We start from the raw sequence: 11,792 nt of genomic DNA, 5'->3' as shown, positions 1-11,792 counted from the left end.
GAATCAGGCAAATTGCGCCTATTTTAGTAAAAAAAGACAAAATCGTCTAGCGTTAATTTACTCCGCAAGCAGTCTTTGCAACGCGTGATTAAGTCCCAAGACATCACTCATTTGATAGCGCCCGGGCGTTTGGTGCGCCAGCCATTGTGCAGCCTTAATGGCACCATCGGCAAAGATCTTACGGTCGCTGACACGGTGTTCAAGTATCATTCGCTCTCCTAGGCGCGCCAGCAACACACTGTGTTCACCAACGATGTCTGCCGCTCGTGTGACCGCAAAACCGATGCTCCCGGCTTCGCGTTCACCCTCTCCCCGCGGCGTTGCTTGGTGGCGATTAAACGCTAACCCTGCTCCCCGACTTGCTGCCTCAGCTAGGGCGATTGCGGTGCCTGACGGCGCATCCTTTTTGTGCTTATGATGAGTTTCAGCAATTTCGATATCGATATCCGGCAACGTTGCGGTTGCCAATTCTGTGAGCTTCTCCAGCAACGCGATGCCAACGCTGGTGTTCCGCGCTGGCAGAACTGCGACATTGTTTGCTGTAGTATCGATTAGCCGTTGTTGGCTCTCACTGAGCCCTGTGGTGCAGAGCACGATCGGGCACCGGTGGCGACTGGCTAATGCCAAGTGATCACTCACCGCTGCAACACTGGAGAAATCAATAATGGCGTCGGTCGCCTGCCAATCAACCGCAGTTGCTGCGCAATATTGCTGATTAGGCATCTGCACCACAGCTTCGCCGATGCGTGAATCACCCTCACGAACGACAGCGGCACTCAGGCTGACCGTTGATTGTTGAGCCAGTGCAGCAATCACTGCCTGTCCCATCCTTCCCGCGGCGCCCAACACCGCTACGGCAATCGTCTTCGACATTATTCCTGCTCTTTCTCGGTGGCTGTCGGGAGTGGCTGATTCAAGCGCTCAGGGCGTTGGCACTGCGGTGCACCGGAACCTTTTAATGCCGTTTGATAAGCTGGCATTACTTCAGGTAACTGCTGTTGTAGTGCGTCAATCCGGCTTTCCGGCGATGGGTGAGTGGAGAGCAGTTCTGGTGGTGCTGCGCCGCCTTCGGCCGCCATATTTTTCCACAGCTCCACCGCTTGATGTGGGTCGAACCCTGCTTTTGCCATATAGCCTAAACCCAACTCATCGGCTTCTGATTCATGGGTTCGAGAGTATGGCAACAAGATGCCAACTTGCGCACCAACACCCAATGCCGCCATCAGCAGCCCAGCATTGCTGTTGTCCATTTTTGCATTCGCTACCGCACCACCGATCTGCAAGCCTAGCCCGACTAACATGTTACTCGACATGCGCTCGTTACTGTGGTCTGCAATCACATGACCGATCTCATGTCCTATCACTGCGGCGAGTTGGGCTGGTGTTTTGGCAACATGCAACAACCCGTTATAAACGCCGATATTAGCACCGGGCAAGGCAAATGCGTTGACCACTGGCTTATCAAATACGGTAATTTCCCAATCGGCAGTGCTGTAAGGTTCAGGGAGTTGCTTGATTAGCGTGTGGCTGACACAGCTAACGTACTGAATGATATCAGCATCGTTAACAATGGGTTCCTCTTTTTTCATTTCCTCGTACGAGGAATTACCCATTTTTGCCAGTTGGTCGTGCGAAAAGAATTGTAATTGCGAGCGCCCAGTAGGTGACGTTGAGCAGCTTGCTAAAAGCCCACTGCTCATCCCCGTAAGGACAACTATCGCGAGAGATTTACCCCACTGTTTAAGGCTTGTCTGCATAAGATCCTCCTTGCCAGTATGCAACTCCCGCGACTCACGATAACTACGCCGTAGTTAGCTGCGTAAGTCGTCAAAGAACTGCTTCACGCCATCAAAAAAGCCTTTTTCTTTTGGGCGATATCTTGCCACTTCTTCGCCCTCCCCCATTGAACGTTCTAAGTCGCTCAACAGTTCACGTTGACTATCGGACAAGTTGACTGGCGTTTCCACTACAACTTTGCAAAGTAAATCGCCCGCAGTACCTGTACGAACCGATTTGACCCCTTTTCCGCGCAAGCGGAACAGCTTACCCGTTTGCGTTTCTTTCGGTACTTTAAGCTTAACTTTACCGTCTAACGTTGGCACTTCGATTTCACCGCCGAGAGCCGCTTTGGTAAAGCTCATTGGTACTTCGCAATACAAGTTGTTGCCATCTCGCGTGAAAATTGGGTGTTCACGCACATGCACTTGCACATACAAATCGCCCGCAGGTGCTCCGTGCTCTCCGGCTTCACCTTCACCGGCCAAGCGAATACGATCACCAGTATCTACGCCCGCGGGTATTTTCACCGACAAGGTCTTTTTCTTCTCTACCCGGCCATGACCATGGCAAGAGCGACACGGATCGCTGATCACCTTACCACTACCGCGACATTGTGGGCAGGTTTGTTGTACCGCAAAGAACCCTTGGCGCATCTGAATTTGCCCCGTACCATGGCACTGACCACAGGTTTTCGGCGAGGTCCCTTTCTTCGCTCCACTGCCGTGACAATCTTCACATTCTACCAAGGTAGGAATTTCCAGCTCCACGGATTTACCGCGAACCGCATCTTCCAGTGACATTTCTAAGTTATAGCGCAGGTCTGCACCACGCGCTGCACGCGCCTGCTGGCGGCGACCACCACCAAAAATATCACCAAATACATCACCAAAGATATCGGCAAAGTCAGCACCGCCGCCGAACCCTCCGGCGCCACCTGGGCCACCGCCGCCTTGGCGAGCCTGTTGAAAGGCTTCATGACCATATTGATCATACATCTGCCGTTTCTGCGGATCGGACAGCACTTCGTACGCTGCTTTAATTTCTTTGAACTTCGACTCAAGTTCTTTATCGCCCTTAGTACGGTCTGGGTGGTACTTCATTGCCATCCGTTTATAGGCTTTCTTGATCTCGCGTTCGTTGGCGTCTTTGCTAACGCCTAGTACTTCATAGAAATTTTGACTCGCCATAGCTACCGCTCTTTGTTTACCCAACACAAATAAACGGGCGTCACCTTAGCGGCGACACCCGTCATGTGGTTCATCAAAGTGACAACTTATTTCTTGTCGTCGTCTTTGACTTCTTCGAACTCAGCATCAACGACGTCGTCGTCTGCTTTACCCGACTGGGCGTTCGCTGCGTCTTCAGCACCGGCATCAGCTTGTTTGCTTTGCGCGGCTTCCATCAGTTTTTGTGACGCTTCCATTAACGCTTGCGATTTCGCTTCGATTGCTTCTTTGTCGCCTTCTTTCGCTGCGGCTTCCAATTCTTCAATCGCTTTTTCAATCGCTTCTTTGTCAGCGCTTTCTAAGGCATCGCCGACTTCTTCAAGCTGGTTGCGCGTTGCATGAACCAAACCGTCCGCTTGGTTGCGCGCCTGCACCATTTCCTCGAATTTTTTGTCTTCTTCGGCGTGCGCTTCGGCGTCACGAACCATTTGTTCGACTTCTGACTCATCCAAGCCTGAAGACGCTTTAATGGTGATCTTCTGCTCTTTACCGGTGTCTTTATCTTTCGCTGACACGTGCAAGATACCGTCGGCGTCAATATCGAAGGTAACTTCAATTTGCGGAACACCACGCGCTGCTGGACGAATACCTTCTAGGTTAAATTGCCCTAGTGACTTGTTATCGCCAGAACGCTTACGCTCACCTTGAAGCACGTGAATGGTCACCGCTGACTGGTTATCTTCCGCGGTCGAGAAAGTTTGCGATTCTTTGGTCGGAATCGTGGTGTTCTTCTCAATCAGCTTAGTCATCACTCCGCCCATGGTTTCGATACCAAGAGACAGAGGACAAACGTCAAGTAGCAATACGTCTTTCACGTCACCTTGCAATACACCAGCTTGGACGGCTGCACCTACGGCAACAGCTTCGTCAGGGTTGACATCACGGCGCGGCTCTTTGCCGAAGAAGTCGGTCACGGCTGCTTGTACTTTCGGCATCCGCGTTTGACCACCGACCATGATGATGTCATTGACATCACTGACTGACAGGTCAGCATCCGCCAACGCTTGCTTCAATGGTTCTAAAGACTTCTGAATCAAGTCTTCAACCAATGATTCCAATTTCGCGCGGGTGACTTTGATTGCCATGTGTTTTGGACCGCTAGAGTCCGCAGTGATGTATGGCAAATTCACTTCAGTTTGTTGTGCTGAAGATAATTCAATTTTCGCTTTCTCGGCAGCCTCTTTCAGGCGCTGCATCGCAAGCGGGTCTTTGCGTAAATCGATGCCTTGGTCTTTGTTGAACTGCTCGACCAAATAGTTGATTAAGCGGTTGTCAAAGTCTTCACCACCCAAGTGGGTGTCACCGTTAGTCGCCAACACTTCAAAGGTATGCTCACCTTCGACTTCATCAATCTCAATGATAGAGATATCGAACGTACCACCACCCAAGTCGTACACAGCAATGACGTTGTCGCCTTTCTTCTTGTCCATGCCGTATGCCAATGCAGCCGCTGTTGGCTCATTGATAATACGCTTCACTTCTAGCCCCGCGATACGGCCAGCATCTTTGGTTGCTTGGCGTTGCGCGTCATTAAAGTAAGCAGGCACGGTAATAACGGCTTCGGTGACTTTCTCACCCAAGAAGTCTTCCGCAGTCTTTTTCATTTTCTTCAATACTTCAGCAGAAATCTGTGGTGGCGCTTTTTTCTCGCCATCAACCTCTACCCAAGCATCGCCATTGTCCGCTTTGACAATTTTGTATGGCATAATGCCGATATCGCGCTGAACCTCTTCGTCTTGGAAGCGACGACCGATTAAGCGCTTAATCGCAAATAGCGTTTTGTTAGGGTTTGTGACCGCTTGGCGTTTCGCCGGTGCACCCACCAAGGTTTCACCGTCGTCAGTAAATGCCACAACTGAAGGCGTTGTGCGGTCGCCTTCTGCGTTTTCGATAACGCGAGCTTTGCCGCCGTCTAAAACAGCAACACATGAGTTAGTGGTACCTAAATCAATACCGATGACTTTACCCATAATTCTCTCTCCAAACTGCCAAATTCGTAATCAGTTACTAGTTATTTGGGGGCGCCAAATAAAATTTCAACACCTTTTGTAAGGAAATTATCAAGCTTTAGTGTCGACACCCGCTTGACCACCTCGAGCCACCATGACCATTGCCGGACGCAACAAACGGCCATTTAATTGATAGCCTTTCTGCATTACCGCCATCACGGTGTTATTCGGAAACTCGTCCGACTCTTGCATCGACATTGCCTGATGCAAGTCTGGGTTGAACGTTTCACCTTGTTCGCCGACTGCTGTTACACCAAATTTCTCCAGCGTCGCGGTCAAGCTTTTATAAGTCAGTTGAATACCTTCAACGAAGTTGCTCGACGCGTTCTCTTCCTGCTCCGCAACCTGTAATGCACGTTCTAAGTTATCAACAGTGGTCAATAACTCGCCGGCAAACTTTTCCAGTGCGAACTTTTGCGCCTTTTCCACATCTTGCGCAGCCCGGCGACGAGTGTTTTCCATCTCTGCCTGAGCGCGCAACACGCTTTCTTGTTGCTCTTTCACTTTTGCTTCAGCTTTCGTCAACGCCAGCTCCAGTTCATTCAGTCGCTCTGTTTGCGGCGCCTCTGATGCTGTTGCTTCTGCCTCAGCAGCCGATTGTTGCTGACTCTGTTGCTGCTGCTCAGCTTCAGTATTCTCTGCAGCCTCTGCGTGAGTCTGCTGTTCAGAATTTTCTGACACGTTTTTGTCGGTCATAACGTTTACTCTTTGCTGCGTTTTCTTAAATGTTATGCGGTGCTGATAAGCACCTGCACTGAAGTTAGCGTTAACATGGGGGCTAGATTTTTTGATTCAAGGGAAGAATTTCAGCGGTTGATAATTTTTTCCGGCCAGCGTAGCTTAGCGGTACACGTCATATAGGATTAGGGTTATGCCAGAACAGCCAGTGAGTGCCGTTAAGGCCGTTTTTTCGAAAATTGCATTATTGGGAAAATCACACCATGAAGAAACACGGCAAACGCTAGAAAGCCTTTATCAAGCGCTGCGTGCACGCAATTATGACGTATTGATCGAACGCCAAGCCGCTGAACAACTAGCACTGGACGACGACACCCGCACTGCGTCGTTGCAAGAAATAGGCGAATGGGCAGACTTAGCCGTGGTCATTGGTGGTGACGGCAATATGCTCGGCGCCGCCCGTACACTGTGCAATTACAACGTCGGTGTAGTAGGAGTTAACCGGGGTAACTTAGGTTTTCTTACTGACATCAGTCCGCAGGACGTATTGACCCCGCTGCTGGCGATATTACATGGCGACTACTACACCGAGCAGCGCTTTTTGTTGAGTGCTGAAGTGATGAGTCAAGGCAGTCGTGCAGGCCAAGGCTGTGCCATCAATGAAGTTGTGCTGCACTCTGATAAAGTCGCACATATGGTCGAATTCGAGGTGTATGTCGACGACCAGTTTGTTTACTCGCAACGCTCTGATGGCATCATTGTTGCGACTCCAACCGGTTCAACAGCTTATTCGCTGTCTGGCGGCGGACCTATTTTGCACCCTGACCTCGATGCAATAACGCTCGTCCCGATGTTCCCGCATACCCTCAGTAGTCGCCCCATAGTACTGAATGCTAATCGCCAAATTCGCTTGCGCGCGGCGTACGATAACGATCTTTTACAAGTTAGCTGTGACGGTCATGTGCGCATGGCTGTACACCCTGGGGACGATATCTTAATTGCGAAACACCAGCGGCCGCTACGCTTAATCCATCCTGTCGATTACAGCTACTACAACGTACTCAGTAAAAAATTGGGCTGGGGTAGCCGATTGTTTTAATACTGCGCTTGCGTTTCCGCTAAAACACTGTATAAATACTGTATATACTGTACAAACAAACAGTGGCGGAGATTACTATGCTAACGCACTTACATATTCGCAATTTCGCTGTCGTTAAAGCGGTTGATATTGATTTCAATAATGGCATGACGGCAGTAACAGGGGAAACCGGTGCGGGTAAATCAATTGCCTTAGATGCCCTAAGCCTCTGCCTCGGCACTCGTGCTGACGCTGGCTGGGTGCGCCCAGGTGCAGATAAATCGGAAATTATTGCGAGTTTTGCCATCGCTAACGAGAGCCCCGCGATGCAGTGGTTGCAGCAACAAGAGCTAGACGATGAGCAGGAGTGCGTGCTGCGCCGCGTGGTCACTGCAGAAGGTCGTTCCCGCGCATGGATTAACGGTACCCCAGTACCTGCTTCGCAACTCAAGCAACTGGCGCCAATGCTGGTCCATATTCATGGCCAGCACGAACATCAAGCATTGACCCAGGAAGAAAATCAACTGCAGTTGCTTGACCGCTATGCCCGCCACCCTGATCTTCTCGCAGCGGTTGCTGATGCCTACCAAAATTGGGCGGGCATAGAAAAGGAATACCGCAAGCTTAACCAACAGCAAAGTGAACGGGATGCGCTGCGCCAGTTACTGGACTATCAAGTGGAAGAATTGGAGCAGTTTAATCTGGGTGAGGGAGAGTTTGAGGCATTAGAAGAACAACACAAGAAACTGGCGAACAGCAAAACCTTACTGGAAGACACCTTATTTGCCAGCAACGCACTTTATGACGGTGAGCACAACAATGCCTTTAGCTTAATTCAACAGGCTATCAAGCGCCTCAACGAAGCGGCAGAATTAGACCCGCAACTCAATAACACCGTGAAGTTGTTAAATGATGCTGGCGTTAGCGTGGAAGAAGCGGCACGTGAACTGGTGCAATATCAAGAGTCATTAGAGTTAGAACCTGCAGAGCTCGAAACCGTAGAACAACGCATGACTCAAGCCCTCGCGCTAGCCAAAAAACATCAAGTGGCACCACAAAAGCTGGTCGAAAAGCACCAAGCGCTTGCCGCAGAATTGGACGGTTTGGCAAACGAAAGCGAGCGTTTAGCGCAACTCATGGCACAACGTGATAGTGCTAAACAGCAATATCGCGAGGCCGCAAAGCGCCTTTCGCAAAGCCGTCGCAAAGCGGCCGATGAGTTGAGTCAGAAGATCGTAGCGAGTATGCACCAACTCAACATGACCCAAGCAAGGTTCGATATTCAGGTACAACACCATGCTGATGCCACAGCAACCAAGCGCGGCACTGATAACGTAGAGATGCAAGTATCGACCAACCCTGGGCAACCATTGCAAGCGTTAGCAAAAGTCGCATCGGGTGGTGAGCTGTCACGCATCAGTTTGGCTATTCAAGTGATAACCTCGACCCAAGAGACAACACCGACCATGATGTTTGATGAAGTCGACGTTGGTGTTTCAGGACCGACGGCAGCTATCGTTGGTAAGTTGTTACGACAATTAGGCGAAACTAACCAAGTCATTTGTGTAACCCATCTGCCGCAAGTTGCCGCTAAAGCACACAACCAACTGCAGGTAGCGAAATCCACCGATGGTAACGAAACGTTAACGCAGGTTACCGCTCTGAACCGTGATGACCGTGTTATCGAGTTAGCACGCTTGCTTGGTGGTGATAGCATTACAGACAAAACCAAAGCGAATGCAGAAGAGCTGTTAGCGAGCTAAGCCGAGGAACCTTTGCGATTTTTTGCAGTCGATGAATAGCAACGCTGGAGTTAAACGGGTGTATTGTTTATCATCAGTTTTTGTTTTTTTGACAATTCTCAAAGAGGTTTCATGAGACGTTTCGCTATTTTCGCCGCTGTTGCGATGCTCAGTGCATGTTCGGTTCTAGACAAAATGGTTTATCGCATTGATATTCCGCAAGGCAACTACTTGGAACAGCGTGACGTTGACCAATTGCGAAAAGGCATGAACAAAGAGCAGGTAAAATATGTGCTCGGCCAACCCGTCGCGGACAATGCGTTCGATAATGACCGTTGGATGTATGTTTATCAGAATAATCCGAACCGCGGCGATATTTATCGCAAAGAACTGGTGTTGAACTTTGACCAAGGTCGGCTCGTATCTATGTCAGGAGATTTCGATAAACCCGCTCAGTTCGACACGCCGTTAGAGCAGGCTGCGCCCTAATTAGCCCCGACCTGATATTCCCTATCAGGTGGTCGGTAAGGACAGATTATGCCGGACCGTGCGTCCTCGTACAGTGAAGATGCAGTAATTAAAAGCCCCGCAGATGGGCGAGAATATTGCCCACTGACCTTGGACAACGGTCTGCAAGTGCTATTAATTCGGCAACCAGATGAAACCAAAGCTGCAGCGGCTCTGGCTGTTAACGCTGGCCATTTCGATGATCCTGAGGACCGCCAAGGGCTTGCGCATTTCTTAGAGCACTTGTTGTTTCTGGGAACGGAGGCGTTCCCTGAAGTCAATGCTTACAGTGACTTCCTTGCTACTCATGGTGGCCACCATAATGCCTGGACAGGCACCGAACACAGTAACTTTTTCTTTGATGTCAGCGCCGAGCAATTCAGCCCTGCGTTAGCGCGTTTTGCTAGCCAGTTTATCGCGCCATTATTTAGCCAACAGTGGATTGAACGAGAGCGTCAGTCTATTGAGTCTGAATTCCGACTAAAAGAAAAGGACGAGTTACGGCGCTTGTACCAAGTCCATAAAGAAACCAGCAACCCTAATCACCCATTCCACAAGTTTTCGGTGGGTAATTTACTGACCTTGCGAGACCTACCAGGAGTGAGTATTCGCCAACAGTTGCTCGACTTCTTTAAGCAGCATTATCACGCGGGCAATATGCGCCTGGTTTTGGCAGGACCACAACCGTTAGCTGAATTAGCGGCGTTAGCACACCAACATTTTGCTCAAGTGCAACCCAACAAGGGCCGCAAAGAAAAGATCTCAGCACCGCTCTATCGCGCTGACCAATTGGGTGTGCAGCTGCACTTAAGGCCATTAAAACGTGCTAGACGACTAATTTTAACCTTTGCATTGCCGGCAATCGATGACGACTACCGCCGCAAAACCACGAGCTTTATTGCCCACATCCTGGGCTATGAGGGCCCAGACAGCCTCTGTTCATGGCTCAAGGCTCAGGGCTGGATTAACACCTTATCGGCTGGTGGCGGTATCAGCGGCAGTAATTTTAAAGATTTCAATATTAATATTCAGCTAACAGCAGATGGCTTGTCACATACTGACGATATCTGTGCTGCGGTATTTGCCTACATTCGTGAGCTGGCAGCACATGGTATTGAGGATTGGCGTTACCGCGAAAAACAGCAACTGTCGACCCTGAGTTTTCGCTATCAAGAGCCAGTCAAGCTGGTCGATTGGGCAGCGCAATTAGCCGTTAACATGCATCACTACGATGTTGCCGACAGTATTTTCGGCGATTACCGAATGGACGGATTGGACGCAGCAAAAGCGCAACAGTGGTTGGCACTGATGACGCCGGCAAACGCGCGTATAACCTTGGTTTCACAACAGCTACCGACATCACGCTGTACCACGTTGTACCAAGCTGAGTACCATATACAACCTCTTAGCAATGCGCAGTTGGCGCGCTACCAGCAGCCGCCAGCAGCATTTTCTGCGAAATTACCTAAAACCAACCCTTATATCGATGCTGACGTTTCGGTTTTTGAAGTAGCCACGGAACAGTCACTGCCAAGGTTACACCATCAACAGCAAGAACTGACCGTTTGGTACTTGCAAGAAAACCAGTTTCGCTCGCCGAAAGGCCACTTATACGTTGATTTTAAACTACCGTCGATGGCAACTGACCAGCGCTTGTTCGCTACCGCCCGACTGTGGTGTGAATTGGTCATGGATTCACTGGCTGAGACCTGTTATGACGCAGAAATCGCCGGACTACACAGCAACATATATCCGCATCCAAGCGGTATTTGCTGGCATATTACTGGCTTATCACGTCGGCAGTTAGCGCTCCTTGACCAGCTGTTAGCAGTGCGCAATGAGCACCTTGCCGCTCCAAGCCGCTGGGAAGATTTGCGGCAGACGCTGATTAACAACTGGACAACAGCTTATAAAAACCAGCCGATCAACTTATTATTTTCTGAGTTAAACCAACAAATACAACCGGGTTGCTTCCGCTTGTCTGACCTCGCAGAGGAGCTACAAACACTCAGTTTTGACGAATACCAACAGTGCTTGACCCAACTCTGGTCGCCACTTGAAATCAGCGCATTTATGCACGGCAATTGGTTACCCGAGCATGCCGACCAGTTGGTTCAACGGTTACAACAGGAACTACCGGCGCGACAAGCGGATGCTGAACAGCCATTGATGGTTAAACAACTCCAGCGCCCTTCGCAGCAAAAGCAAACGGTACGCTCGCAACATAAAGATGCAGCGGTGATTTTATATAACCAAGGCGCAGACAGCAGCCACCAAGAACAGGCTCACTATTTAATTGCACAGCATTTACTGGCGCCGCAAATATTTCAGCAATTGCGAACCGAACAGCAATTAGGCTACGTGGTTGGTAGCCATTACCTCTCCATGCAGCGACTACCGGGAAGCTTAATGTTTGTACAATCTCACGACGCCCCAATAGAGCAAGTACAAGCTGCAATTGAACAATTTATCCAAAACTTCGGACAATCTTTGAACCAGCTGACAGATATTCGTTGGAAAGAAATTCAGCAAACATTGGGTCGCCAACTTAGCGTTAAAGACGCCAACTTACGCAGCAAGAGCCAACGTTTTTGGGGACAAATCTCCCTAGGCGAACCACAATTTGAGCAACAGCAACAACTGCAACGGATAGTTAACCAGTGCAGCCGGACAAAATGGATACGTTGGTTTTCTGAGCGGTTTTTGCAAAAGCCCGCCGCTCTATGGCTGAATTCTTACGCTCAACTTTGACAGAGTCCCCGTATTCCGTTAC

General features: G+C 49.9%; 9 protein-coding genes. 4 read left to right on the top strand and 5 right to left on the bottom strand.

What is annotated here, in order from left to right; translation table 11 throughout:
* Positions 1–57: 57 nt before the first annotated feature.
* From dapB to grpE, 5 genes are all read right to left on the bottom strand, one after another.
* Entirely contained in the window at positions 58–873 is an 816-nt protein-coding gene (gene dapB, locus CWI84_RS04980) for a 4-hydroxy-tetrahydrodipicolinate reductase (RefSeq protein ID WP_241968735.1), read from the bottom strand.
* A complete protein-coding gene (locus CWI84_RS04975) occupies positions 873–1,757 on the bottom strand; it encodes a M48 family metallopeptidase (protein WP_126841479.1) in 885 nt (294 codons plus the stop codon). Before CWI84_RS04975 ends, dapB begins: the two co-directional genes overlap by 1 nt.
* A 54-nt stretch (positions 1,758–1,811) precedes the next feature.
* Complete coding sequence (gene dnaJ / locus CWI84_RS04970) at positions 1,812–2,966, bottom strand: molecular chaperone DnaJ (protein WP_126841478.1); 1,155 nt, start codon at positions 2,964–2,966, stop codon at positions 1,812–1,814.
* A gap of 86 nt (positions 2,967–3,052) precedes the next feature.
* Complete coding sequence (dnaK, locus tag CWI84_RS04965; protein ID WP_126841477.1) at positions 3,053–4,975, bottom strand: molecular chaperone DnaK; 1,923 nt, start codon at positions 4,973–4,975, stop codon at positions 3,053–3,055.
* Positions 4,976–5,065: 90 nt separating this feature from the next.
* Positions 5,066–5,710, bottom strand: coding sequence for a nucleotide exchange factor GrpE (gene grpE / locus CWI84_RS04960; protein WP_126841476.1), 645 nt, complete (start codon positions 5,708–5,710; stop codon positions 5,066–5,068).
* A 175-nt stretch (positions 5,711–5,885) separates the two neighbouring features.
* Here grpE and nadK point away from each other — a divergent pair, with 175 nt between their 5' ends.
* From nadK to CWI84_RS04940, 4 genes are all read left to right on the top strand, one after another.
* Entirely contained in the window at positions 5,886–6,791 is a 906-nt protein-coding gene (gene nadK, locus CWI84_RS04955; RefSeq protein WP_126841475.1) for an NAD(+) kinase, read from the top strand.
* Positions 6,792–6,868: 77 nt separating this feature from the next.
* The gene (gene recN / locus CWI84_RS04950) at positions 6,869–8,533 is read left to right on the top strand and encodes a DNA repair protein RecN (RefSeq protein ID WP_126841474.1); all 1,665 of its coding nucleotides are present in this window, start codon (positions 6,869–6,871) and stop codon (positions 8,531–8,533) included.
* Between the two features lie 111 nt (positions 8,534–8,644).
* Positions 8,645–9,001: an outer membrane protein assembly factor BamE gene (locus tag CWI84_RS04945; RefSeq protein WP_126841473.1), complete on the top strand. Its 357-nt coding sequence runs from the start codon at positions 8,645–8,647 to the stop codon at positions 8,999–9,001.
* A 48-nt stretch (positions 9,002–9,049) separates the two neighbouring features.
* Positions 9,050–11,770 carry an insulinase family protein gene (locus tag CWI84_RS04940; RefSeq protein ID WP_126841472.1) on the top strand — a complete coding sequence of 907 codons (2,721 nt, stop codon included), beginning with the start codon at positions 9,050–9,052 and terminating at the stop codon, positions 11,768–11,770.
* Positions 11,771–11,792 lie beyond the last annotated feature (22 nt).

The organism is Idiomarina tyrosinivorans (assembly GCF_003987475.1).
Classification (GTDB): domain Bacteria; phylum Pseudomonadota; class Gammaproteobacteria; order Enterobacterales; family Alteromonadaceae; genus Idiomarina; species Idiomarina tyrosinivorans.
The sequence above is the reverse complement of the archived record's forward strand: the minus strand, read 5'-3'. Positions and strand labels throughout refer to the sequence as shown.

Bases quoted from the DNA above. Each gene is read 5' to 3' on its own strand.
- dapB (WP_241968735.1), bottom strand. From the start codon at position 873: ATGTCGAAGACGATTGCCGTAGCGGTGTTGGGCGCCGCGGGAAGGATG.
- CWI84_RS04975 (WP_126841479.1), bottom strand. From the start codon at position 1,757: ATGCAGACAAGCCTTAAACAGTGGGGTAAATCTCTCGCGATAGTTGTC.
- dnaJ (WP_126841478.1), bottom strand. From the start codon at position 2,966: ATGGCGAGTCAAAATTTCTATGAAGTACTAGGCGTTAGCAAAGACGCC.
- dnaK (WP_126841477.1), bottom strand. From the start codon at position 4,975: ATGGGTAAAGTCATCGGTATTGATTTAGGTACCACTAACTCATGTGTT.
- grpE (WP_126841476.1), bottom strand. From the start codon at position 5,710: ATGACCGACAAAAACGTGTCAGAAAATTCTGAACAGCAGACTCACGCA.
- nadK (WP_126841475.1), top strand. From the start codon at position 5,886: ATGCCAGAACAGCCAGTGAGTGCCGTTAAGGCCGTTTTTTCGAAAATT.
- recN (WP_126841474.1), top strand. From the start codon at position 6,869: ATGCTAACGCACTTACATATTCGCAATTTCGCTGTCGTTAAAGCGGTT.
- CWI84_RS04945 (WP_126841473.1), top strand. From the start codon at position 8,645: ATGAGACGTTTCGCTATTTTCGCCGCTGTTGCGATGCTCAGTGCATGT.
- CWI84_RS04940 (WP_126841472.1), top strand. From the start codon at position 9,050: ATGCCGGACCGTGCGTCCTCGTACAGTGAAGATGCAGTAATTAAAAGC.